Raw genomic sequence first — 21,808 nt, 5'->3', positions numbered from 1 at the left:
CTTCCAGCCGTCCCGCAGTCCTCCCGTCCCCGACCGACCCTGGAGCGTCCTCATGGCGACCGCCCTCCCCGCCCTCGCCGGGCGCCACTTCCTCAAGGAGCTCGACTTCACCGCCGAGGAGTTCCGTGGGCTGATCGAGCTGGCCGTGGAACTGAAGGCGGCGAAGAAGGCGGGGACGGAGACCCGGAGCCTGACGGGCCGGAACATCGCGCTGATCTTCGAGAAGACCTCGACGCGCACCCGCTGCGCGTTCGAGGTCGCCGCGGCCGACCAGGGCGCCTCGACCACCTACCTCGACCCGTCCGGCTCGCAGATGGGGCACAAGGAGTCCGTCCGGGACACCGCCCGGGTGCTCGGCCGGATGTTCGACGCGATCGAGTACCGCGGCGACAGCCAGGCCAACGTCGAGGAGCTCGCCGCGTACGCCGGGGTGCCCGTCTACAACGGCCTCACCGACGACTGGCACCCCACGCAGATGCTCGCCGACGTGATGACCATGACCGAGCACAGCGACAAGCCGCTGACCGGCATCGCCTTCGCCTACCTCGGGGACGCCCGCTTCAACATGGGCAACTCCTACCTGGTCACCGGCGCGCTGCTCGGCATGGACGTCCGTATCGTCGCCCCCCGCTCCTACTGGCCCGCCGAGGAGATCGTCGCCCACGCCCGCAAGCTCGCCGAGATCAGCGGGGCCCGGATCACGCTCACCGAGCAGGTCGAGGAGGGGGTGCGCGGCGCCGACTTCGTGGCCACCGACGTCTGGGTGTCGATGGGCGAGCCGAAGTCCGTCTGGGACGAGCGGATCGCCGCGCTCTCCCCGTACGCGGTGACCATGGACGTCCTGCGCGCCACCGGCAACCCCGACGTCAAGTTCCTCCACTGCCTGCCGGCCTTCCACGACCTGGGCACGAAGGTCGGCCGGGAGATCCACGAGAGCCACGGTCTGGACTCGCTGGAGGTGACCGACGAGGTCTTCGAGTCCGAGCACTCGGTCGTCTTCGACGAGGCGGAGAACCGACTCCACACGATCAAGGCGGTCCTGGTGGCGACCCTGGCCTGAGCGGGGCCTGCCGGCTGGGCGGCGGCCCGCGGTGCGACCGCTCGTTCGCGAGGGCGCTTCAGATCATCCCCGGCCGCCGCTGGTGCGGCACCGACGGGAGGCGGAACCAGACCGCCTTGCCGGAGCTGGTCGGGCGGTGGCCGCAGGCCGAGCTGAGGGCTCGGATCAGCAGCAGGCCCCGGCCGTGTTCCTGCCAGGGGTCCGGCTCGTCGTACCCGGGCGCCGTGAGGTCGCCCGGCGGTGCCGGGTCCGGGTCGTGCACCTCGACCGTGCAGCCGGACGGCAGCAGCTCCACGACCAGCTCTATCGGGCCGTCCCCCGCCGCGTGCTCCACCGCGTTCGCCACCAGCTCCGCCGTGAGCAGCTCCGCCGTGTCGCAGTCCGTCCCGTGCTTCAGGTCGGTCAGAGCCGTCCGGACCAGCGCGCGGGCCACGGGCACGGCCGCAGCCGTGTGCGGCAGCGCGATGCGCCAGGAGGAGGGGGTGGAGGGCTCGTGCAAGGTGGTGGATCCGTTCATGGAGCAGGTCATGGCTCGTCCTGCTTTCAGCGTTACGAATGGTACGGCGCGCCCCTACGCGATCACTCGCCGGGCGCCGTGCGGGACCTTCGGCCCCGTTGTCGGGCGATGTACCCCTACCGACGCCGCGCCGCTCACGACGGAGCCCGCCGTTACGTGCTTGTCGAACGTCCGTGACCGAGTGACGGGGCCGATCGAACCGGGTGCCCCACCTGCCTCGCGCCAGTCCGGCTATCGCGCACTCGTGACGACAGTCAGATATCGGTGATAGCTTCGTAGGAGCAGGTAAGCAGCCGCAGCGTCGCGGTAGCCCCCCGAGGAGGCCGCCCGTCATGAGTCCCTTCACCGGCTCCGCCGCCCGCACCTCCGACTGGCGACATCTGCGGTGCTCGCTCGCCGACGGCGTCGCCACGGTCACCCTCGCCCGCCCCGACAAGCTCAACGCGCTCACCTTCGGCGCCTACGCCGACCTGCGCGACCTGCTCGCCGAGCTGTCCCGGGAGAGGTCCGTGCGCGCCCTGGTGCTGGCCGGCGAGGGCCGCGGCTTCTGCTCGGGCGGCGACGTCGACGAGATCATCGGCGCCACCCTCGGCATGGACACCGCCCAGCTCCTCGACTTCAACCGCATGACCGGACAGGTCGTCCGGGCCGTCCGCGAATGCCCGTTCCCGGTGATCGCCGCCGTGCACGGGGTCGCGGCCGGCGCCGGCGCGGTCCTCGCCCTGGCCGCCGACTTCCGCGTCGCGGACGCCACCGCCCGCTTCTCGTTCCTCTTCACCCGCGTCGGCCTCTCCGGCGGCGACATGGGCGCCGCCTATCTCCTGCCGCGCGTCGTCGGCCTCGGCCACGCCACCCGCCTGCTGTTGCTCGGCGACCCCGTCCACGCCGCCGAGGCCGAACGCATCGGCCTCATCAGCCGGCTCACCGACGAGGGCGAGGCCGACACGGCCGCCCACGCCCTGGCCCACCGCCTCGCCGAGGGCCCAGCCCTCGCCCACGCCCAGACCAAGGCCCTCCTCACCGCCGAGCTGGACATGCCGCTCGCGGCGGCCGTCGAACTGGACGCCGCCACGCAGGCCCTGCTGATGAACGGCGAGGACTACGCGGAGTTCCACGCGGCGTTCACGCAGAAGCGCCCACCGAAATGGCGAGGCCGCTGAATGCCCGCCGACGGGACGCGGGAGCCACGGGCGCGGGACGCCGTCGACCAGCGGGCCCGCCCCGAGGCGCGGCCGGCCCCCACCCACCCGCGGACGCCCGAGCGCCGAGGGCGCCCGCACAGCATCGCGATCATCGGCGGCGGCCCCGGCGGCCTCTACGCCGCCGCCCTCCTCAAACGCCTCGACCCCACCCGCGACATCACCGTCTGGGAACGTAACGCCCCCGACGACACCTTCGGCTTCGGTGTGGTCCTCTCCGACGAGACCCTCGGCGGCATCGAACACGCCGACCCGGTGGTGCACGAGGCGCTGCGCGGGGACTTCGTGCGCTGGGACGACATCGACATCGTCCACCGGGGCACCCGCCACACCTCCGGAGGGCATGGCTTCGCCGCCCTCGGCCGCCACAGACTCCTCCAGATCCTCCAGGACCGCTGCCGCGCCCTCGGCGTCGCCCTCCGCTTCGGCACGGAAGCCCCCTACCCGGACTGGCTCTGCCAGACGAACGACCTGGTCATCGCGGCCGACGGTGTGCACAGCGCGACACGCGAGGCGTACGCGGCGATGTTCCGGCCGACCATCGAGACCCACCGCTGCCGCTACATCTGGCTGGCGGCCGACTTCGCCTTCGACGCGTTCCGCTTCGAGATCCTGGAGACGGAGCACGGCGTCATGCAGCTGCACGGCTACCCCTACTCCCGCCCGTCCCCCGACCCCGATCCCGACCGCCATCGCTCGACGAAGCCCCCCGGGCCGCGGCATCACCTCGGCGCCTCCACGGTCATCGTCGAGATGCGCGAGGAGGTCTGGCGGGCCGCCGGGTTCGAGGAACGGGACACCGCCGAGTCGGTCGAGCGCTGCGCGAAGCTGTTCTCGGACGCGCTCGGCGGACGCCCGTTGCGCGCCGACAACTCGACGTGGACGACGTTCCGCACGGTCGTCAACGACCGCTGGTCCCACGGCAACCTGGTCCTCCTCGGCGATGCCGCGCACACCGCGCACTTCTCGATCGGCTCCGGCACCAAGCTGGCCGTCGAGGACGCCCTCGCGCTGGCCGCCTGCCTGGAGGAACAGCCCGACCTGGACCGGGCGCTGGCCGCCTACGAGGAGGAGCGGCGCCCGGTCGTCGCCTCGACGCAGCGCGCGGCGCGGGCCAGCCTGGAGTGGTTCGAGAACATCGGCCTGTACCGGCGTCAGCCGCCCCGGCAGTTCGCGTTCAACCTGCTCACCCGCAGCCGCCGCGTCACCCACGACAACCTCCGGCTGCGCGACGCCCACTTCACGGGCGCCGTGGAGCGCGAGTTCGGCTGCCCGCCGGGCACGCCCCCGATGTTCACCCCGTTCCGGCTGCGCGGCCTGACCCTGCGCAACCGGGTCGTCGTGTCCCCCATGGACATGTACTCGGCGACCGGCGGTCTCCCCGGTGACTTCCACCTCGTCCACCTGGGCGCGCGGGCGCTCGGCGGTGCTGGGCTCGTGATGACGGAGATGGTGTGCGTGAGCCCCGAGGGGCGCATCACCCCCGGCTGCGCCGGACTGTGGAACGCCCGGCAGGCCGAGGCATGGCGCCGCGTCGTCACCTTCGTGCACGACACGGCACCCGGCACGGCCATCGGCGTCCAGCTCGGCCACTCCGGCCGCAAGGGCTCCACCAAACGCATGTGGGAGGGGATCGACGAGCCCCTGGACGAGGGCAACTGGCCCCTCGTCGCCGCCTCCCCACTTCCGTACACACCGGCGAACCCCACCCCGCGCGAACTCTCCCGCGCCCAACTCACCGACATACGCGAGCAGTTCACATCGTCCGCCGGTCGTGCCGCCCGCAGCGGTTTCGACCTCCTGGAACTCCACTGCGCGCACGGCTATCTGCTCTCCGGGTTCCTCTCCCCGCTGACGAACCGCCGCACCGACCGGTACGGCGGCCCACTGGACCGCCGGCTGCGCTTCCCCCTCGAAGTGTTCGACGCGGTGCGGGCCGTCTGGCCCGAGGAACGGCCGATGACGGTCCGGATCTCCGCCACGGACTGGGCGCGGGGCGGTACGACCGCGGACGAGGCCGTGGAGATCGCCCGGGCCTTCGCCGCGCACGGGGCGGACGCCATCGACGTCTCGACCGGACAGGTCGTGGCCGACGAGCGCCCCGCGTACGGCCGCTCGTACCAGACCCCGTACGCGGACCGGATCCGTCACGAGGTGGGGACACCCGTGATCGCCGTGGGCGCGATCTCCTCCTGGGACGACGTCAACTCCCTGGTCCTCGCCGGCCGCACCGACCTCTGTGCCCTGGGCCGCCCCCACCTCTACGACCCGCACTGGACGCTCCACGCCGCGGCCGAACAGGGCTACGAGGGCCCGGCCGTGACCTGGCCCGCCCCCTACCGCGCGGGAAGCCGCCGCCCGAACACGGGCCGTACCGATGCCCCCAAGCCGAGACTCACCCTGGGCGGCGCCCCCTGACCCCGGCGGTCACCCGAGGCCTTGTCGGCCGGCAGCGCGCGGCTTGTCCGGGGCCCTACGCCTCGAGCCCCGCGAAGACCGCCCCTGCGTCCCGCAGCCGCTCGTGCAGGGCCCGGAACACGGTCGCCGAGCGCACCCCCGGCCAGTCCGCCGGCAGCAGCGCGGCCGGCAGTCCGGGGTCGACGTACGGCAGATGGCGCCAGGAGTCCAGGACCAGCAGGTAGTCGCGGTAGGCCGCCTCCGGCGGGGTGTCGGCGCGGCGCTCCCAGTCGTGCAGCACCGGCGCGTGGCGGTCGAGGAACGCCTCGTGCTGCTTGGCGATCCCGGCCAGGTCCCACCACCGCGACACCGCCTCGGCGGTCGCCGCGAACCCCAGATGCTCACCCCGGAACAGCTCCACGTACGGGTCGAGTCGCAGCCGAACGAGTGTGTGCCGGGTCTCCTCGTACAGCCGTGCGGGCGCGATCCACACGCCTGGCGCCGCCGTGCCGAAGCCGAGGCCGGCCAGCCGGGAGCGCAGCACGTGCCGCTTCTGCCGCTCGGACTCCGGCACCGAGAACACGGCGAGCACCCAGCCCTCGTCCTGTTCCGGCGCCGTCGCGTAGATCCGCCGGTCGCCGTCGTCCAGGAGCTGCCGCGCGTCGTCCGACAGCGCGTACCCGGCGGCGCCGGCCGCGGTCCGGGCGGGCAGCAGCAGTCCGCGGCGCTTCAGCCGGGACACCGAGGAACGGACGGAGGGCGCGTCGACACCCACCGCGGCAAGCAGCCGGATCAGCTCGGAGACGGGCACGGGACCCGGCACCGAACGGCCGTACGCGCCGTAGAAGGTGACGATGAGCGAACGCGGTGCATGCTGTTCGGACACGTTGATCATTTTAGGTCGTCGGTATCAATGCTGGTCACCTGTGGTGCGCAGACGGAACCGCTGGAGCTTGCCGGTCGCCGTGCGCGGCAGGGTGTCCAGGAACACGATCTCGCGCGGACACTTGTACGGCGCCAGCTCGGCCCTGAGGAACGCGCGCAGCGCCTCGCCGTCCCGGTCCGCCCCCGCCGCGAGGACCACATACGCCACGGCGACCTGCCCGCGCGCCTCGTCGGGCCGCCCCACGACCGCCGCCTCCAGCACCTCCGGATGGCGCAGCAGGGCGTCCTCGACCTCGGGGCCCGCGATGTTGTACCCGGCAGAGATGATCATGTCGTCGGCGCGAGCTACATAGCGGAAGTACCCGTCCGGCTCACGGACGTAGGTGTCACCGGTGACGTTCCAGCCGCCGCGCACGTACTCCCGCTGCCGCTCGTCCGCGAGATAACGGCACCCCACGGGCCCGCGCACCGCGAGCAGCCCCTGCTCCCCGTCCGGCACCGGCTCCCCGTCCGCGTCCTGCACGCGCGCGTGCCACCCCGGTACGGGAACGCCGGTCGTGCCGGGCCGTATGGCGTCGTCGGCCGCGGAGATGAAGATGTGCAGCAGCTCGGTCGCCCCGATGCCGTTGATGATCCGCAGCCCGGTCCGCTCGCGCCAGGCCCGCCAGGTGGCCGCCGGCAGGTTCTCGCCCGCCGACACGCACCGCCGCAGCGCCGACAGGTCGTGCCCGTCCAGCTCGCCGAGCATCGCCCGGTACGCCGTCGGCGCGGTGAACAGCACCGACACCCGGTGCTCCGCGAGCGCCGGCAGCAGCTGCTTCGGGCCCGCCTGTTCGAGCAGCAGGGCGCTGGCCCCGGCCCGCATCGGGAAGACGACGAGACCGCCGAGACCGAAGGTGAAGCCGAGCGGGGGAGACCCGGCGAACACATCGTCGGCCCGGGGCCGCAGCACATGCCGGGAGAAGGTGTCGGCGACGGCCAGGACGTCCCGGTGGAAGTGCACGCATCCCTTGGGCCGCCCGGTGGTGCCGGAGGTGAAGGCGATCAGCGCCACGTCCTCGGCCGCCGTGTCGACCGCCGGGAACGGCCGGTCCGGCGCGGGCAGACGGAGCAGGTCCTCCGGCCCGTCCCCGCCGTACGTGGTGATCCTCAGCCCGGGGACCTCGGCCTTCACCAGGTCGTCCACGGACCGTATGTCGCACAGCGCGTGCGTCACCCGCGCCAGCTCACAGACCGTCACCAGCTCGTACGGCCGCTGCTGCGCGAGCACCGTCACCGCGACCGCCCCCGCCTTGAGCACCGCCAGCCAGCAGGCGGCGAGCCAGGGCGTGGTGGGCCCCCGCAGCAGGACCCGGTTGCCCGGGACGACCCCGAGGACGGAGGTCAGGAGGTGGGCGACGCGGTCGACCCGGGAGGAGAGCTCGCCGTACGTCCAGGTCCCACCGGCGGGCGTGTGGAACACGGGCCGGCCGGGGTCGGTGCCGCCGAGCAGTTCGGCGGCGGCGTTGAGCCGGTCGGGGTAGCGCAGCTCGGGAAGGTCGAAGACCAGCTCGGGCCACTGGTCCGGGGGCGGCAGCCGGTCACGGGCGAAGGTGTCGACATGGGCGGTGACCCTGGAGTTCATGACGTTCGCCCCCTGCTCGGTCCCTGCGGTGGTGGACTCGCATGTGGTGGTGGACTCGCACGTCGTGGCGGGCTCGCATCTGGAGCGTATCGCCTTGATGACGACAGTCAACAGACCGCGATAACCTGAAGCGGCCCGATGAGGGAGAGGGGACGGCAGTGACCGCATTCTCGCTCGAACCGGAACAACTCGCCCGGTGCGCCGACCTGCGTGCCCTCGCCGCCGACCGGCTGCGCCCCCTCGCCGAGAAGGGCGAGCCCGGCCGAGTCAACCGCCCCCTGGTCGCCGAGCTGGGCCGACTGGGCCTGCTGCGCCGCCTGTTCACCTCCGGCGCCCTCGACCTCTGCCTGATGCGCGAGTCCCTCGCCTACGCCTGCACCGAGGCCGAGACCGCGCTCGCCCTCCAGGGCCTGGGCGCCCACCCCGTCCACGCCCACGGCACCGAGGCCCAGCGCGCCCGCTGGCTGCCCCGGGTGAGTGACGGCGACGCGGTCGCGGCCTTCGCGCTCAGCGAGCCCGGCGCCGGTTCGGACGCGGCGGCGCTGGAGCTGCGGGCCGAGCCCGACGGCCCCGGCCGCTGGCGGCTCACCGGCGAGAAGTGCTGGATCTCCAACGCCCCCGAGGCCGACCTCTACACCGTCTTCGCCCGCACCACACCCAACGCGGGCGCCCGCGGCGTCACCGCCTTCCTGCTCCCGGCCGACCGCCCCGGCCTCACCGGCACCCCGCTCGACATGCTCTCCCCGCACCCCATCGGCACCCTCGCCCTCGACGCCGTCCCCGTCACCGCGGACGACGTCCTCGGCACACCCGACCGGGGCTTCGGCGTCGCCATGGGCACCCTCAACCTGTTCCGCCCCAGCGTCGGCGCCTTCGCGGTCGGCATGGCCCAGGCCGCGCTCGACGCCACCCTCACCCACACCGCCCGGCGCGAGGCGTTCGGCGGGAAGCTGCGCGACCTCCAGACCGTCGCCCACCAGGTCGCCGAGATGGCGCTGCGCACGGAGGCCGCCCGGCTCATGGTCTACGCGGCGGCCACGGCGTACGACTCCGGCGCCCCGGGCGTCCCCGGCCGCGCGGCGATGGCGAAGCTGCTCGCCACGGAGACCGCGCAGTACGTCGTCGACGCGGCCGTCCAACTGCACGGCGCCCGGGCACTGCGACGCGGCCATCTCCTCGAGCACCTCTACCGGGAGGTGCGGGCACCACGGATCTACGAAGGGGCGAGCGAGGTGCAACGGGCGCTCATCGCCAAGGAGTTGTACGCCCGGACCGCGGAACAGGAGCCGTCCTCATGAGCATCGAACGGGTGAACCCGGCGGAGCTGTCGCCGCCCACCGGTTTCTCGCACGCGGTGGTGGCCACCGGGGGCCGGGTCGTCTTCCTGGCGGGTCAGACCGCGCTCGACGCGGACGGCAAGGTCGTGGGGGAGACACTGGTCGAGCAGTTCGAGCGGGCGCTCGGCAATCTGCTGACCGCGCTGGAGGCCGCCGGCGGCACACCGGCCGACCTGGCCCGCGTCACCGTCTACGCCACGGATGTCGCCGACTACCGCGCCCATGTGTCGCGGCTCGGCCAGGTGTGGCGGAGGCTGGCGGGCCGGGACTATCCCGCCATGGCGGTCGTCGGTGTCGTCCGGCTCTGGGACGAGAGGGCCCTGGTGGAACTGGACGGCTTCGCGGTCCTGCCGTAGCCCCGAGAAGCATCGGGCATCGGGCATCGGGCATCGGGCATCGGGCGCCCGTGGCCCGGTCGGCCCGGTCGGCCCGGTCGGTCCCGAGCGGTCCGGGGGAAGTCTCAGGCGGCGACGGTGAGACGGCTCGGGGCGACGACGCGGCCGTCGGGGAGGATCTCACCGGTGTCGTCGAAGACGATCGCCCCGTTGCACAGCAGGTTCCAGCCCTGCTCGGGGTGGAAGGCCACGATGTGCGCGGCGTCGGCGTTCGTGCTGTCGGCCGCGGGGCACAGGGGCTGGTGTGAACACATGGCGCACCTCCACGTCATTGTGAGTGCCGGCGGCGAGTCACCGCCTCGCAGTACTGACGATGCACGCCCTCGGAACTCCTCGACAAGGCGTCGCGGCGAGACGTGACAACACCCGGACGTCCTGTGACACGACGCGGACACAACACGGCGGTGTACGGGGGCGGCGGAGGCGACGCGCCGACGGATGGGTGACGATCGCCGGTGCCGCACGGCCTGACCGGTACCTCTGTAAGCCCAGCCCAAGGAGGTCATTCCATGCCCGCTTCCCGCGTCCGCCGGGTGCTCGGCACGGCCGTCGGCGCCCCGCTGCTGCTGTGCGCCGCCGCACCGCCCGCCGACGCCACGGCCGAACCGTTCGAGACGGTGACGGTCGACGCCACCGGAAAGGTCGCCCCCGACGGCACCCTCACCCTGTCGGGCACCTACCGCTGCCTCGGCGGCAGCGGGCCCGTCTTCGTCTCGTCGTCACTGCAGCAGGGCGACAGCCCGGTCCGCGAAGGGGTCGGCGGGGCCGTGGCGAACTGTGACGGCGCCGACCACACGTGGACCAACACCGACAAGGCCGCGCCGGGCCGCTTCCGGCCGGGGCCGGCCCGGGTGGAGGCGACCGTCATGGGACTGTCCGGCGGAGGACTGCCGCTGCCCCGTTTCCACGCCGTCACCCAGCAGGACATCACCCTCGTCGAGGGCTGAGACCCAGCATGCGAAGGGGCCCCGGCGATCTGCGCCGGGGCCCCTTCCGTCCGTCTCGCGGCGGACTACTTCAGCAGGTGCACCCGCTGGGTGGTCAGGTCGTAGCGGGCGCCGACGATGGCCACCTTGCCCGCCTTCACCTTCGCGGCGAGGTCGGGCTCGGCCGCCAGCTTCGAGCGGACCAGCCGGACGTTCGCGTCGATGGTCGCCGCCACACGGGCGTCGCCCTCCACGTGGTGGTCGATCGCCGGGCGGATCTGGTCGGCCACGTACTGGATGTGGGCGGGCAGCCTCTCACCGGTGCTGTCCGCCTGGACGGCCGCCTTCACGGCACCGCAGGACTGGTGGCCGAGCACCATCACCAGCGGGATGTCCAGTTCGAGCACGCCGTACGCGACACTGCCGAGCACCGCCTCGTCCAGTACCTCGCCCGCGCTGCGCACGGTCATGAGGTCGCCGAGGCCTTGGTCGAAGACCAGCTCCGGGGGGACGCGGGAGTCGATGCAGCCGAGGATGAGCGCGAAGGGGTGCTGACCGGTCGTCACGGCCTTGCGGGTGGTGACGTCCTGGTCGGGGTACCGCTGGTGGAAGGTCCGCCACCGGCGGTTGCCCTTCGACAGTTCCTTCAGCGCCTTCTCGGGGGTGTCCGGCCGAGTGGGGGTGGCGGCCGGCGTGGAGCGCGTGGTGCGGGAGGCGGGTTCCGCTTCGGCGGGGAAGGCGCCGACCGCGAGTCCGCCACCGAGGACGGCGGTGCCGGCGAGCGCGGCGCGCAGCAGCGACCGGCGCCCGCGGGGCCGTACGAGGGATATCGGGCCGTCGGCGGAACCGGACGCCACGGCGTCGTCGCCTCTGTGAGGTGCTTGGTCAGAGTTCACGCGGAGGAACGTACGTCCGGCCAAACGTCCAAACGTTCGCCTTGCGGAATCATGGACGAGCGTTGATCAATCATGGTCGGCCGTTGAACCGTTCTTGGCCGACTGAAGGAAAGGTTTTGGACGGTCCGTCACCTGTCGTTCGCCCGACGCGGGGAGCGCTCCCATCGCTGTGCCCGGCCCTGTCGCGGGCCGGGATCCACAGGGCTCAGATGAGGTGCCCGAAGACCACCAGATTGTCGGTGTAGTCCTTGGCGGTGTGGTCGTAGTCGCCGGCACAGGTGATCAGCCGGACCTCGGGGCGCTTCGCGTCCGCGTACACGCGCTCGTCCGGGAAGTTGTCCTTCGCGAACGTCTCCACGTCGTCGACGACGAAGTTCGCCTTGCGTCCGTCGGCCCGTACGACATCGAAGACATCGCCCTTGGCGAGGGCGCCGAGTTGCGCGAAGACGGCCGGGGACGTGGCCGTGTCGACGTGCCCGGCGATGATCGCCGTGCCCGTCTCGCCCGGGGTGGCGCCGTCGGAGTGCCAGCCCACCAGGTTGACGTCGTTGGGGGGCGGCGCTTCCAGTTGCCCCGTGGCGCCGACTTCCAGCGGGGTGAAGGGGGCGTCGACGGAGATCTTCGGGATGTGCAGTCGCACCGGGCGTGACCGGGGGAGGGGTCGGCTCGTCGCTCGGGCGGAGGGGGAGGAGGCCGTGGCGGGCGGGGATGGCGTCGCGGCCTGCGGGGCGTGCCGGGCGCCCGGCGGTGGGGAGGCGTCGGGCGAGGAGCCCTCGCGGCCGAACAGGATCAGGGAGACGATCAGCAGGCCCAGGGCGACCAGCACGGTCACGTTCGGCCGGTTCCGGCGGGTCGGTCCCGGACCGGTGCCGCCGGAATAGGGGGGATGGGCTGCCATTGGACACCACCTCACAAGGCACGGCAGCGGAACGGGCGGGGCGGGGGGCGGGAGCCGGGCGGCCGGACCGCCACACGATGCACGGTGTGACGGCCGCGGCCGCTATCGGGCCGGATATCGCGCCGGGCATGGATCAGGCCGCGCTTCCGCCGATGTTCTTGCGGCGCAGGGCGTACATGCCGGTGCCCGCGACCGCGAGGACCGCCAGCCCGCCGGCGGTCATGGCCGGTGAGGCGAGCCCGCCGCCGCCGGTGTGCATCCCGCCACGCGGCTTGTCGTGGTCGCCCTTCCAGCCGTCCTTGTCGCCCTTCCAGGACTCCTTCTCACTGTCGTCCTTCCACTCCTTGCCGTAGCTGCTCTCCTCGCGACCCTCGTCCTTCTTCTTGTCCTCGTCGCCCCAGGACTTGTCTTCCTTGCCCTCGGAGCTCCACTCGTCGTTCTGGGTGGCGGTCAGGGCGCCGCCACCGGTGTGAACTCCGCCGTGCGGGCCGTCGTGCTTGCCCTCCTTGTGGTGCTCCTTGCTGTACCCGTGGTCCTCGCCCTTCCACTCGTCCCCGTCGGCGTAGGCGCCGGGGGCGGTGATGGCGAGGACGGCCGTGGCCGCCGCTGTCGCGAAAAGCATGCGGGCTGAACGCATTTGATGGTCCTTTCGCCATGACCGGGCAGCTGGTGCTTCGTCAGCTGAACAGACCCGGCCTTGACGTGATCAACCGTCAGTCGGATTTCCGCCCGCCACCACTCAAGGCGCTCAGCCGGGTGAACCCGGCTGTCCACGCCCTGCCTTGACCACCCGTTCGGCTCCCGCCGCGCCCCCTCGGGCCGCCCCGGCGGCCGGAGGGGGCGGGGGAGGCGGAAGGGGGCGTCAGTGGTAGGCGTGGACGACGGCGTGGCCCTTGCCGCGGCCGATCATCCACTTGTTGACCGGCGTGGTGATCAGGAAGGCGACCGCGAATCCGCCGAGGAGTGCCGACCAGAACAGCCCGTCGGAGAGGTGGGCGTCCATCGCTCCCGGGACCAGGGCGATGATCGCGTTGTCGACCAGCTCCATCACGGCGATGGAGACGGTGTCGGCGGCCAGCGCCACCTTGATCGCGCCCCGCAGGTCCAGGCCCGCGCGGCGTACCGCGAACAGGGTGAAGGAGTACCCGAAGACGAACGCGAGGGCGATGGCCAGCACCATCGTCGGCGCGTTGCCCCACCGCAGAGCCGTGCCGACGACCATCCCGAGGATCTCCCCGATGGCGCACCCGGTGAGGCAGTGCAGCGTCGCCTTCACCGCCATGCCCCAGGAGGCTCCGCCGTGCCCGCCGGGAGACATCGAGTGGCCGGAGTGCCCTGCGTGCCCCTCATGCCCCTCCTGGTCGGCGTGGCCCTCGTGGCCGTGCGCGGCGCCGTCATGGTGAGCGCTGTGGTCCATGACTCGTCATCCCCATCCTCGTCCGTGGCAGTGCTTCGTCCTCGTCACCCGCACACTATACCCCTGGGGGGTATATGGCGAGGGGTGGGAGTGACCGTTCCGGGCCCTTGCGTCGCGTGATCCCGCGTACCCCTGAGTCGGATCGCCGCTCCTCACGTACTAAGGAGATACGTAGTGATCGACGAGCGGTGGTGGCGATGTGACGGGACACCTTCTGGGCTGGACGCTGGTGGTGCTGGGAGCCGGGGTGGCCGTCGGCAACCTCGTCCGGATGGCGTTGGTCGACGGCTGGGCCCGGTTCGAGGCGGGTGCCGAGGTCGTGATGGGTGTGGGCATGGCCGTGATGGCGGCGCCCCCGACGGCGCTCCACTACGGCACGTACGGCCTGTGGTGGGCGGCGGTCTTCGCCCTGTTCTGCCTCGGGGGCGCGGCCCTGGCCGTACGGCACGTCAGGCGGGGCGGGATACGGCAGCTGGGGCACGGGGCGCACCTCGTGGTCGGCAGCGCGGCCATGGTGCTCATGACCCTGGCCATGCCCGGCGAGAGCTCCGGGCCGACGCTCGCCCTGGGCGCCTCCGGACACGGGCACGGGCACGGGGGGATGGCCGGCACGGCGGGCATGAGCGGCGGCCACGGGGTGACCGAGGCCGCCGCGTCCTCGGGTTCCGCCGTCCTGTGGCGCGCCGCCTTCTGGGCGCTGGCCGCCTACTTCGTGGTGTTCGTGGCCCTGGCCGTACGGGCCCACCTGCGCGGTCCGGTCGCGGCGTCGGCGGCGGCCGCCCCGAGGGCCCGTCACCGCCGTGCCGCCCGTACCCCCGCGGTGCTCTCGGCGCCGAACGCCCGCCTGGCCGGGCACATCGGCATGGGCGGCTCGATGGCGACGATGCTGCTGATGATGGCGGCGTGAGGGCGTGAGGGCGTAAGGGTGTGACGGCGTGACGGCGCCGCCCGGGAGTCAGGTCGTCGCCTCGGCCGGGAGTTCCAGGCGGAGCGTGTAGCCGCCGTCGGGCGTGGGGCCCGAGGTGACCGTGCCGCCGAGGAGTTCGGCGCGCTGGCGCAGGCCGACCAGGCCGTGGTGGGCGCCGGGGAGGGGGAGGGCCGGGCGGGTCGGGGCCGTGTTGGCGACGGTGGCGTGCACGGTGCCGCCCCTGCGCAGGAGGTGGATCGTGGCCGTGGCGCCGGGGGCGTGCTTGCGTACGTTCGTCAGGGCCTCCTGGACGGTGCGGTACACCGCGCGCTGCACGGCGGGCGGGAGGTCGTCGGGCAGGTCGGTGCGCAGCTCGGCCTCGATGCCGCTGGAGTCGACGAGGCGACGGAGGTCGGCCAGGGACGGCTGCGGGGTCAGCTCGGTGGGGCGGCTCCCGGAGGCGCGCAGCACGCTCACCATGTGCCGCAGCTCCTCCAGCGTCTGCACGCTCAGCCGCCGGATGGTGGACGCCGCCTCCCTCGTCCCCGGGTCCCGGCTGCCGACCTGGAGCGCCCCGGCCCGCACGGCGATCAGGCTGACCTGGTGGGACACCACGTCGTGCATCTCCCGGGCGAGCTGCGCGCGTTCCCGGGCCAGTACGCCCTGGGCCAGCAGCAGGCGCTCGTGCTCGCGGGCCTCGGAGATCTCGTCGAGCCGCAGCGACAGCTCGCGGCGGGCCTGCACCAGCTGGCCGAGGAAGACAGGGGCGGCCCCCGTCGCCACGCTGTAGGTGACCGTCACGAGCGCCGAGCTCTCGTGCGGTTCGAGGAACTCCGGCGCTGGCCACGACCACCAGGTCAGATCGCAGGCGGCGTACGCCAGCGCGCACCCGGCCAGCAGGACCCGGTGCCGGGACAGGGACGCGAGCGTGTACAGCGCGGCCAGCGTGGCGAACACCGCGTCGGAGACCAGGGCGGACGGCAGGGCGAACAGGAACGTCAGCGACGGCAGTCGGCGACGGGCCGGCAGGGTGAGCGCGGCGAGCAGGGCGCAGACCATGCGCAGCGGCTCGTCCGGCGCGAAGTGGATCCGGACGTCCACCAGCGCCACCGCCACCAGGCCGGCGTCCCACAGCACCGCCGGCGGACGGTACGACCGGAGCGCCGACCACCGCCTCACCCCGCCTCCCCGTCCCGCCGCGCCCGCAGCAGACCGGCGCGCTCGGCGAGCAGGGCCGCCTGGACGCGGTTGCCCACCGCCAGCTTGCCGAGGACGGCGCTGACGTGGTCCTTGACCGTGCCCGTGCTCAGGTTCATCCGCGTCCCGATGGCGGTGTTGGACAGGCCCTCGGCGAGGAGGGCGAGCACCGCACGCTCCCGTTCGGTCAGCCCCGCGACGCGGTGGACGGCCTCCTGCCGGGGGCCGCCGTCGAGATAGCCGGCCACGACCGTACGGGTGACCCGGGACGCCAGGACGATCCCGCCGTCCGCCAACGTGCGTACAAGATGCGGGAGTTGCTCGGGGTCGGTGTCCTTCAGCAGGAACCCGGCCGCCCCCGATCGCAGCGCGGCCGCCACGTACTCGTCCATGTCGAACGTCGTCAGCATGGCGACGACCGGCGGGTCCGGCAGTCGGCGCAGCTCCGCCAGGACGGTGAGTCCGTCCACGTCCGGCATCCGGATGTCGAGCAGCACCACGTCGGGGCACAACTCCCGCACCACGGCGACCGCCCGGCCACCGCCGACCGCCGCCACGACCTCGATGTCGTCCGCGGTGCCGAGGATGTGCTCGAACCCCGTACGGAGGAGGGCCTCGTCGTCCACCACCATGACGCGGATCACCTGAGCTCCCCTCACCCCGGGGCCGCCGTCGGAATCCTGTGACGGCGGCTGCCGCCCGCGGGTTCCGTCCGGCCGGGGTGGTGCGGGAGCGCGGCGCGCGGCGGGGGCGGCTCCGGCCGGTCGGCGGGGACGACTCCGGCCGCCCGCCGGATGGGCCCCGGCCCGCCCCGCTCCCGACGCTGAGGTCCATGACACCCAACCCGCCACCGCCCGCCCCGCCCACGCGGGCGGACCGCCCGACCGCTGTCCTCGGCGCCCCGCCTTCGACGGGGCGGCTCATCGGCGTCGACCTGGCCCGGGGCCTCGCGGTCCTCGGCATGTACGCCGCCCATGTCGGACCGGACCCCACCTTGGGCGGCCCCCTCGGCTTCGTCCTGGAACTGGCCCGCGGCCGTTCCTCCGCGCTCTTCGCCCTGCTCGCGGGCTTCTCGCTCGTCCTCATCACCGGCCGCCCGCACCCGAGGACCGGCAGGCCGGGACGGCAGGCCATGGGCAGGATCGTCATCCGCTCGGCCGTCCTGCTCGCCCTCGGTCTCGCCCTGACCGCCCTGGACACCGACGTCGACGTGATCCTCGCCTTCTACGCCCTGATCTTCCTCGCCGTCCTGCCGCTGTATCGGCTGGGGGCCGTGCCGCTCGCCGTCGTCGCGGCGGTGGGGGCGCTGGTGCTGCCTCAAGTGCTGTACGCGGTCCGCCGGTCCATCGACGAGGGCACCTGGGCCGACACCGTCATCGCCGTGGACCCGCTGGCCCGGATCGGCGACACGGACGGCGTCGTCGAGCTGCTGTTCACCGGGGAGTACCCGGTGCTCACGTGGATGCCGTTCGTGGTCGCCGGCATGGCGGTGGCCCGGCTCGACCTCGCCCGGACCGGGGTCCGCGTCCGCCTCGCTCTCACCGGCGCCACTCTGGCCGTGCTCGGCCATGGCGGCTCCTGGCTGGCCCTGACCCTCGTACCGCATGCGCGGGCCGGCGTCGCCGCCGCGACGGACGGCGACACGGGCGCCTCGGCATGGTGGTCCGACACGGTCGGCGAACTCCTCGACCACACCCCGCCGGAGTGGCTGCTGGTGGGCGCGCCCCACAGCCAGACGACCTTCTCGATCCTCGGCAGCACGGGTGTCGCGCTCGCCGTGCTGGCCGTGTGCCTCGCCGTCACCGACCGGATGCCACGCCTCACCCGCTGGGCCGCCCCGGTGACCGCGGTCGGCACGATCGCGCTGACCGCGTACGTGCTGCACATCCTCGCGATCCGCGCCGTCGGCATGGAGGAGGAGACCGTCCCGGCGCTGCTCGCGCTGCTCGCGTTCACGGCGGCGGCCACGCTGTTCGCGACCCTGTGGACCCGGCGCTTCCGCCGCGGCCCGCTGGAGCATCTCCTCCACGTGACCACGCTCGCGGCTCGCCGGATCAAGTGAGGGGCGGGGGCGGCGGACGCGGGGGAGTGGAGGGGAGGGCGGGTGAGAGGGAGCGGAAGGGAGGGCGGGTGAGGGCGGACGCGGCCAAGGAGGGGGGCGGGGCGCGGGTCGGCCGCGGCAATGGCGGGCAGATGGGCGGAGACGGACCGCCGAGGCCGGACGCCTGGCGGGGCGAGGGTCAGGTGAGGCCGAGTGGGCAGGTGGCGAGCAGGGGCAGCAGTGGCACCGTCACCGCCAGGGCGGCCAGGGCGGGGGACAGGGCCCGGTGGGGAGCCCGGGGCGGGCCGAGTACGCGCCGCATCCGGATCAGCACCGCCCGGCCGCCCGCCCCGAACGCGCCCCGCGGGGTCCGGGCCGCCGCCATCTCGTACATCGCGGTCGCCAGGGCCTCGCGGGAATGCCCGTGCAGGGCGCGGTCGTCGGCGACCATCTCCAGCAGCAGCGCCGTCTGCTCCCGGACATGGCGGGCCACGGGCAGCAGCCGGAAGACGGAGTGGAACGCCTCCGCGGCGGCCAGCACCAGATGATGACGGCCCGTGACATGGGCCTGCTCGTGCTCCAGCACGGCGCCGAGCTGCTCGGCCGTCAGCTCACGGACGGCCCCGTCACTGACCACGATCCGCGGCGAGCGACCGGGCAGACAGTAGGCGGCGGGCACGTCGTACGGCAGGACGACGGCACCCAGCCGGGCCGACCGGCGCCCCACCAGATCCACCGCCCGCCGGTGCCGCGCCCGCGCCAGGCGGGCCCGTACGGCATGGAAGGCGAAGCTCCCCGCGAGGGCGAGGCCCAGCACGGCGGGCAGGGCCACGGCCACCCGGGCGGCGGTCCGCGGATCGGCGCCGCTCCCGAGGACGGCCAGCCCGCAGGAGTGCAGCAGCCCCAGCACTCCCGCGTGCGGATGCCCGGCGGGCATGGCCAGGTGGTACGCCGTCAGCGCGACGCCCAGCGAGAACGACAGGGCCAGCGCGTGCCAGACCACGAGGGCGGCGGCAGGCGTCCGATGCGGCCAGTCGGCCCGCACGAGCAGCGGCGGGGCGACGAAGCCCACCAGGGCCGTGTAGGCGACCAGGACGGGCGTCGCGTTCACGGCTTCGCCTGTCGTCCCACGGCCCGCAGGGCCTTGCGCAGGGCGGCCACCTCTTCCTCGGTCATGTTCTCCACGAAGTGGACCAGCGCGGCCGGGCGGTCCTTGCTCGCTCCCAGACCGTCCTCCATCAGCGCGGCGGCGTACGCCTCGCGGCTGCGGACGGGTGAGTAGAGCCACGCTCGGCCCTGCTTGCCGCGCAGCAACCAGCCCTTGTTGTAGAGGATGTTGGTGACCGTCATCACCGTCGTGTAGGCCACGGGCCGGGTCAGGTTGATGTCGTCGACGACCTCGCGCACCGTCGCGGGACGGTTCCAGGTCCAGAGGCGGTCCATGATCTCCGCTTCCAATTCCCCCAGCCGACGCATGCCCTGACTCCCTCGCCCCACCCGACGTGCACAACCAATACGTAAGTCCATAGTAGGTTAGTAGAACTGACGGCCCTGCCCACAGGGGTCGTCACGACACGCAAGGGACCCATGAACCGTGCCCACGACGAGGCCGTGACCGGCCTTGGAGCGCCGCACCGCCGGCCGCGCCCGCCCCTGCGGGCCCGCGGCCTTCTCGTGTGCGCGCTGCTGCTGGGCCTGCTCGGCATGCACGGTCTCGGACCGGTCCCCGCACCCCACGAAACCGCCGCCGGGCATGCCCGCATGACGGCGAGCGCGACGCGCGCGGGCACGGAGGCGCCCGTTCGGGTGTCGATGCCGGGGACGTGCGGTCACGACACCGACGGCGGTACGGGGCATCCGCACCACGCGGACCCGACCTGCGCCTCGGCGTCCGTCGGCCAGGCCCCGGCCGTGGTGCCCGTGCTGGTGCCCGACGTGGTGACGTGGGCCGAACGGGCGCACGCGTGGGCGTCGTTGACGGGCTCCGGCCCCGAAGGCGGCCGCGCGCCACCGTCCCTCGCCGAACTCCAACTCCTGCGGATCTAGAGAAGCCCGCCCGCCGCCGCACGCCCACCGGGCCACGGCGCCGTGCCCCGGAACGCCCCTCGTCCGACTTCTCGATCCGAACCAACGCAGGAGTACCACCATGACCGCATCCCGCGGATTCCTCCGTCGTGCCGCCCTCACCGTCACCGCCGGTGCCGCCGCCCTCGTCCTGACCGCGTGCGGCGGTGGCGACGGCGACGGCAACAGCCACGACATGGGCTCGATGGCCTCCGAGTCCGGCTCCCCCAAGTCCGGTGCGTCCGGCAAGGCCGGGGCGGGCGGCCACAACAAGGCGGACGTCGGCTTCGCCGAGGAGATGATCCAGCACCACCGCCAGGCCGTGGACATGGCCGAACTCGCCGACAGCCGCGCCGCCTCACCGGAGGTCAAGAAACTCGCCACCAAGATCAAGGGCGCCCAGGACCCGGAGATCGAGACGATGTCCGGCTGGCTCACCGCCTGGGGCGAGAAGGTCCCCGAGGACATGGCCGGCATGGGGCACGGCATGTCGTCCGGCATGCCCGGCATGATGAGCGCCGAGGACATGGCCGACCTGGAGAAGGCGTCCGGCGCCGCCTTCGACGAGAAGTTCCTGAAGCTGATGGTCGAACACCACGAAGGTGCCGTCGAGATGGCCGAGACCGAGCAGGCGGAGGGGAAGTACGCCCCCGCGATCGACCTCGCCGAGGACGTCATCACGGCCCAGACCGCCGAGATCAAGCAGATGAACAAGATGCTCGACAAGAGCTGACGTTCGCGGGTCGGCGAGCGGCGGGTATCGCCACTGCCCCCGCAGTCACCACTGTCCCCGCCGTCAACGGTTCACGGCGGCGGGGACGGGAGCGCCGCCAGGGTGCGGGCCGGGTGGTGGGGGCCCAGGAAGACGACGATGCCCTGACCGTCGGGAGAGGGGTGCGTCGCCTGGGTCCAGTCCCGGTGGCGGTAGAAGGACACGGCGCGGGGCGAACGGGCGGACGTCAGCAGCCAGGAGCGTCCCCCGGGCGCGTCCGCGGTGACGGCTGCCAGGAGTTCACCGGCGACGCCGCGGCCCCGGGCGCCCGGCCGTACGGCCAGCTCGTCGATCTCGAGGGCCCCGCACAGCCAGTCGGCGGTGCACTCGGGTCCCAGACCGGCGGCGACCTGTGGGTAGCAGCGGCCGGTGGGGAAGGGCGTCCCGGTGGTCCACGCGGTGGCGAACCCGGCGACCTCCGCGCCGGCGAACGCGAGCGCCGCGGTGAACCCACCCCTCGTGGCATCCGCCGCCAACCGCCGCACGAACGTGTCCCCCATGCCCTCGTCCTCGTTCCAGGGCGGGGCACAGAAGACGTCGACGTAGACGGAGCGCAGTGCGTCGGCGTGGGCGAGGCTGTCGGCGCCACGGAAAACCTGAACGTTCATCGGTCCGTCACCACCTCCGCGGTGCCGCGGCAGCCACGTCCCACGAATCCCCCTATTGCCCACCATGTGTTATTGCATTCAGCATGCAATAGTGGCACCGGAGTGGGGAAGGGGGAAGGCCCATGTTCACCGGAACGAAGAACGCCGACCCGCGAAGGGCATTCGGCGTGGTGATCAGACGGGCGGTCGAAACCGACGCCGAGCGCCTCACCGCACCGATCCACGCGTCCGGCGCCTACCGGGGCAGATACGCGACGATCATCGCGTCCTGAACACCGCGGGCCGCCGGGCCGTACCCCGTGCCACACGCCCCGGCGTCGCCGGCCCCTCGGGGGGCGGCCCGGGGAGGAGAAGGACAGGAGCGACCCGATGGCGGACAAGATCTTCACCGTGGACGGAATGACCTGCGGCCGCTGCGCCACGAGCATCACCGAGGAGGTTGTACGCGTGGCCGGCGTCACGGCCGTCGACGTCGACGTCAGATCGGGCCTGGTGATCGTCTCGGGAGACCGGATCGAGGACGCCGCCGTACGCGCGGCCATCGTCGAGGCGGGCTACGAGGTCGCGGAGGTCGTACGCCGAACAGCGGCGTGAACGACCTGAGTCGGGGGTGGCCCGTGGAGTCCTTCTTCCGAGGGCCGCCCCCGACCTGCATCCGGCGACCCAGA

The 21,808-nt window shown here is 73.1% G+C and carries 25 protein-coding genes; 12 read left to right on the top strand and 13 right to left on the bottom strand.

The features are described from left to right. Positions 1-52 precede the first annotated feature (52 nt). On the top strand, positions 53-1,060 hold the full coding sequence (gene argF / locus M8J73_RS01515) for an ornithine carbamoyltransferase (RefSeq protein ID WP_055542694.1): 1,008 nt from the start codon (positions 53-55) through the stop codon (positions 1,058-1,060). Positions 1,061-1,118: 58 nt separating this feature from the next. Here the strand turns inward: argF and M8J73_RS01510 are convergent, their stop codons facing one another. Continuing rightward, positions 1,119-1,577: an ATP-binding protein gene (locus M8J73_RS01510; protein WP_055542697.1), complete on the bottom strand. Its 459-nt coding sequence runs from the start codon at positions 1,575-1,577 to the stop codon at positions 1,119-1,121. Positions 1,578-1,909: 332 nt separating this feature from the next. On the opposite strand from M8J73_RS01510, the gene M8J73_RS01505 reads away from it, so the two are divergent. Continuing rightward, positions 1,910-2,737 carry an enoyl-CoA hydratase family protein gene (locus M8J73_RS01505; RefSeq protein WP_055542693.1) on the top strand — a complete coding sequence of 276 codons (828 nt, stop codon included), beginning with the start codon at positions 1,910-1,912 and terminating at the stop codon, positions 2,735-2,737. Beyond that, positions 2,738-5,194: an oxidoreductase gene (locus tag M8J73_RS01500; protein ID WP_249828129.1), complete on the top strand. Its 2,457-nt coding sequence runs from the start codon at positions 2,738-2,740 to the stop codon at positions 5,192-5,194. It begins immediately after the preceding gene. A 55-nt stretch (positions 5,195-5,249) separates the two neighbouring features. On the opposite strand, the gene M8J73_RS01495 is transcribed toward M8J73_RS01500, so the two are convergent. Further along, complete coding sequence (locus M8J73_RS01495) at positions 5,250-6,068, bottom strand: PaaX family transcriptional regulator (RefSeq protein WP_055539476.1); 819 nt, start codon at positions 6,066-6,068, stop codon at positions 5,250-5,252. A 15-nt stretch (positions 6,069-6,083) separates the two neighbouring features. Then, a complete protein-coding gene (locus tag M8J73_RS01490) occupies positions 6,084-7,793 on the bottom strand; it encodes an AMP-binding protein (protein WP_372503869.1) in 1,710 nt (569 codons plus the stop codon). A 47-nt stretch (positions 7,794-7,840) separates the two neighbouring features. Between M8J73_RS01490 and M8J73_RS01485 the strand changes: the two genes are divergently transcribed. Continuing rightward, positions 7,841-8,980, top strand: coding sequence for an acyl-CoA dehydrogenase family protein (locus M8J73_RS01485; RefSeq protein WP_055539475.1), 1,140 nt, complete (start codon positions 7,841-7,843; stop codon positions 8,978-8,980). Further along, positions 8,977-9,375, top strand: a complete 399-nt coding sequence (locus M8J73_RS01480) for a RidA family protein (RefSeq protein WP_055539474.1) — start codon at positions 8,977-8,979, stop codon at positions 9,373-9,375. The genes M8J73_RS01485 and M8J73_RS01480 overlap by 4 nt, the downstream gene beginning before the upstream one ends. A gap of 104 nt (positions 9,376-9,479) precedes the next feature. On the opposite strand, the gene M8J73_RS01475 is transcribed toward M8J73_RS01480, so the two are convergent. Beyond that, positions 9,480-9,668 (bottom strand): DUF5999 family protein, encoded by a 189-nt coding sequence (locus tag M8J73_RS01475; RefSeq protein WP_055539473.1) that lies wholly within the window; start codon positions 9,666-9,668, stop codon positions 9,480-9,482. A gap of 255 nt (positions 9,669-9,923) precedes the next feature. On the opposite strand from M8J73_RS01475, the gene M8J73_RS01470 reads away from it, so the two are divergent. Next, positions 9,924-10,361, top strand: coding sequence for a DUF6299 family protein (locus M8J73_RS01470; RefSeq protein ID WP_055539472.1), 438 nt, complete (start codon positions 9,924-9,926; stop codon positions 10,359-10,361). Positions 10,362-10,426: 65 nt separating this feature from the next. On the opposite strand, the gene M8J73_RS01465 is transcribed toward M8J73_RS01470, so the two are convergent. The 4 genes from M8J73_RS01465 to M8J73_RS01450 form a co-directional block, all read right to left on the bottom strand. Beyond that, positions 10,427-11,236, bottom strand: a complete 810-nt coding sequence (locus tag M8J73_RS01465) for a carbonic anhydrase (RefSeq protein ID WP_055539478.1) — start codon at positions 11,234-11,236, stop codon at positions 10,427-10,429. Between the two features lie 205 nt (positions 11,237-11,441). Then, positions 11,442-12,134: a class F sortase gene (locus M8J73_RS01460; protein ID WP_249828128.1), complete on the bottom strand. Its 693-nt coding sequence runs from the start codon at positions 12,132-12,134 to the stop codon at positions 11,442-11,444. 133 nt (positions 12,135-12,267) lie between these two features. Beyond that, positions 12,268-12,771: a hypothetical protein gene (locus M8J73_RS01455; protein WP_055541549.1), complete on the bottom strand. Its 504-nt coding sequence runs from the start codon at positions 12,769-12,771 to the stop codon at positions 12,268-12,270. Between the two features lie 225 nt (positions 12,772-12,996). Then, positions 12,997-13,551, bottom strand: a complete 555-nt coding sequence (locus M8J73_RS01450; protein WP_055541548.1) for a DUF4396 domain-containing protein — start codon at positions 13,549-13,551, stop codon at positions 12,997-12,999. Between the two features lie 199 nt (positions 13,552-13,750). Between M8J73_RS01450 and M8J73_RS01445 the strand changes: the two genes are divergently transcribed. Next, positions 13,751-14,458, top strand: coding sequence for a DUF5134 domain-containing protein (locus M8J73_RS01445; protein WP_249828127.1), 708 nt, complete (start codon positions 13,751-13,753; stop codon positions 14,456-14,458). A 48-nt stretch (positions 14,459-14,506) separates the two neighbouring features. Here M8J73_RS01445 and M8J73_RS01440 read toward each other — a convergent pair whose 3' ends face one another. Both M8J73_RS01440 and M8J73_RS01435 read right to left on the bottom strand, forming a co-directional pair. Next, on the bottom strand, positions 14,507-15,595 hold the full coding sequence (locus tag M8J73_RS01440) for a sensor histidine kinase (RefSeq protein ID WP_372503868.1): 1,089 nt from the start codon (positions 15,593-15,595) through the stop codon (positions 14,507-14,509). Positions 15,596-15,633: 38 nt separating this feature from the next. Beyond that, complete coding sequence (locus M8J73_RS01435) at positions 15,634-16,299, bottom strand: response regulator (RefSeq protein ID WP_249828126.1); 666 nt, start codon at positions 16,297-16,299, stop codon at positions 15,634-15,636. Positions 16,300-16,487: 188 nt separating this feature from the next. Between M8J73_RS01435 and M8J73_RS01430 the strand changes: the two genes are divergently transcribed. Continuing rightward, the gene (locus tag M8J73_RS01430; protein WP_249828125.1) at positions 16,488-17,717 is read left to right on the top strand and encodes a DUF418 domain-containing protein; all 1,230 of its coding nucleotides are present in this window, start codon (positions 16,488-16,490) and stop codon (positions 17,715-17,717) included. Positions 17,718-17,895: 178 nt separating this feature from the next. Here M8J73_RS01430 and M8J73_RS01425 read toward each other — a convergent pair whose 3' ends face one another. Both M8J73_RS01425 and M8J73_RS01420 read right to left on the bottom strand, forming a co-directional pair. Further along, on the bottom strand, positions 17,896-18,807 hold the full coding sequence (locus M8J73_RS01425; protein WP_249828124.1) for a M56 family metallopeptidase: 912 nt from the start codon (positions 18,805-18,807) through the stop codon (positions 17,896-17,898). After that, positions 18,804-19,172, bottom strand: coding sequence for a BlaI/MecI/CopY family transcriptional regulator (locus tag M8J73_RS01420; protein ID WP_055541781.1), 369 nt, complete (start codon positions 19,170-19,172; stop codon positions 18,804-18,806). Before M8J73_RS01420 ends, M8J73_RS01425 begins: the two co-directional genes overlap by 4 nt. 111 nt (positions 19,173-19,283) lie before the next feature. Between M8J73_RS01420 and M8J73_RS01415 the strand changes: the two genes are divergently transcribed. Together M8J73_RS01415 and M8J73_RS01410 are read left to right on the top strand one after the other, a co-directional pair. Continuing rightward, complete coding sequence (locus M8J73_RS01415; protein WP_240501634.1) at positions 19,284-19,742, top strand: DUF6153 family protein; 459 nt, start codon at positions 19,284-19,286, stop codon at positions 19,740-19,742. A gap of 100 nt (positions 19,743-19,842) precedes the next feature. Further along, positions 19,843-20,493: a DUF305 domain-containing protein gene (locus M8J73_RS01410; protein ID WP_055541780.1), complete on the top strand. Its 651-nt coding sequence runs from the start codon at positions 19,843-19,845 to the stop codon at positions 20,491-20,493. 71 nt (positions 20,494-20,564) lie between these two features. Here the strand turns inward: M8J73_RS01410 and M8J73_RS01405 are convergent, their stop codons facing one another. Next, positions 20,565-21,140: a GNAT family N-acetyltransferase gene (locus tag M8J73_RS01405; protein ID WP_055541779.1), complete on the bottom strand. Its 576-nt coding sequence runs from the start codon at positions 21,138-21,140 to the stop codon at positions 20,565-20,567. A 122-nt stretch (positions 21,141-21,262) separates the two neighbouring features. On the opposite strand from M8J73_RS01405, the gene M8J73_RS01400 reads away from it, so the two are divergent. Both M8J73_RS01400 and M8J73_RS01395 read left to right on the top strand, forming a co-directional pair. Then, on the top strand, positions 21,263-21,412 hold the full coding sequence (locus tag M8J73_RS01400; RefSeq protein ID WP_157873300.1) for a hypothetical protein: 150 nt from the start codon (positions 21,263-21,265) through the stop codon (positions 21,410-21,412). Positions 21,413-21,509: 97 nt separating this feature from the next. Then, a complete protein-coding gene (locus M8J73_RS01395) occupies positions 21,510-21,734 on the top strand; it encodes a heavy-metal-associated domain-containing protein (RefSeq protein WP_249828123.1) in 225 nt (74 codons plus the stop codon). The last annotated feature ends 74 nt before the right edge of the window (positions 21,735-21,808 follow it).

This window comes from Streptomyces neyagawaensis (assembly GCF_023516595.1).
Taxonomy (GTDB): domain Bacteria; phylum Actinomycetota; class Actinomycetes; order Streptomycetales; family Streptomycetaceae; genus Streptomyces; species Streptomyces neyagawaensis.
Note: the sequence above shows the minus strand (reverse complement) of the source record. Positions and strands in the feature narration are given on the sequence as shown.

Coding starts and splice junctions, on each gene's coding strand:
- argF (WP_055542694.1), top strand. CDS start 53: ATGGCGACCGCCCTCCCCGCCCTCGCCGGGCGCCACTTCCTCAAGGAG.
- M8J73_RS01500 (WP_249828129.1), top strand. CDS start 2,738: ATGCCCGCCGACGGGACGCGGGAGCCACGGGCGCGGGACGCCGTCGAC.
- M8J73_RS01455 (WP_055541549.1), bottom strand. CDS start 12,771: ATGCGTTCAGCCCGCATGCTTTTCGCGACAGCGGCGGCCACGGCCGTC.
- M8J73_RS01450 (WP_055541548.1), bottom strand. CDS start 13,551: ATGGACCACAGCGCTCACCATGACGGCGCCGCGCACGGCCACGAGGGC.
- M8J73_RS01510 (WP_055542697.1), bottom strand. CDS start 1,577: ATGAACGGATCCACCACCTTGCACGAGCCCTCCACCCCCTCCTCCTGG.
- M8J73_RS01415 (WP_240501634.1), top strand. CDS start 19,284: ATGAACCGTGCCCACGACGAGGCCGTGACCGGCCTTGGAGCGCCGCAC.
- M8J73_RS01430 (WP_249828125.1), top strand. CDS start 16,488: ATGACACCCAACCCGCCACCGCCCGCCCCGCCCACGCGGGCGGACCGC.
- M8J73_RS01495 (WP_055539476.1), bottom strand. CDS start 6,068: ATGATCAACGTGTCCGAACAGCATGCACCGCGTTCGCTCATCGTCACC.
- M8J73_RS01480 (WP_055539474.1), top strand. CDS start 8,977: ATGAGCATCGAACGGGTGAACCCGGCGGAGCTGTCGCCGCCCACCGGT.
- M8J73_RS01395 (WP_249828123.1), top strand. CDS start 21,510: ATGGCGGACAAGATCTTCACCGTGGACGGAATGACCTGCGGCCGCTGC.
- M8J73_RS01470 (WP_055539472.1), top strand. CDS start 9,924: ATGCCCGCTTCCCGCGTCCGCCGGGTGCTCGGCACGGCCGTCGGCGCC.
- M8J73_RS01400 (WP_157873300.1), top strand. CDS start 21,263: ATGTTCACCGGAACGAAGAACGCCGACCCGCGAAGGGCATTCGGCGTG.
- M8J73_RS01475 (WP_055539473.1), bottom strand. CDS start 9,668: ATGTGTTCACACCAGCCCCTGTGCCCCGCGGCCGACAGCACGAACGCC.
- M8J73_RS01505 (WP_055542693.1), top strand. CDS start 1,910: ATGAGTCCCTTCACCGGCTCCGCCGCCCGCACCTCCGACTGGCGACAT.
- M8J73_RS01460 (WP_249828128.1), bottom strand. CDS start 12,134: ATGGCAGCCCATCCCCCCTATTCCGGCGGCACCGGTCCGGGACCGACC.
- M8J73_RS01410 (WP_055541780.1), top strand. CDS start 19,843: ATGACCGCATCCCGCGGATTCCTCCGTCGTGCCGCCCTCACCGTCACC.
- M8J73_RS01420 (WP_055541781.1), bottom strand. CDS start 19,172: ATGCGTCGGCTGGGGGAATTGGAAGCGGAGATCATGGACCGCCTCTGG.
- M8J73_RS01405 (WP_055541779.1), bottom strand. CDS start 21,140: ATGAACGTTCAGGTTTTCCGTGGCGCCGACAGCCTCGCCCACGCCGAC.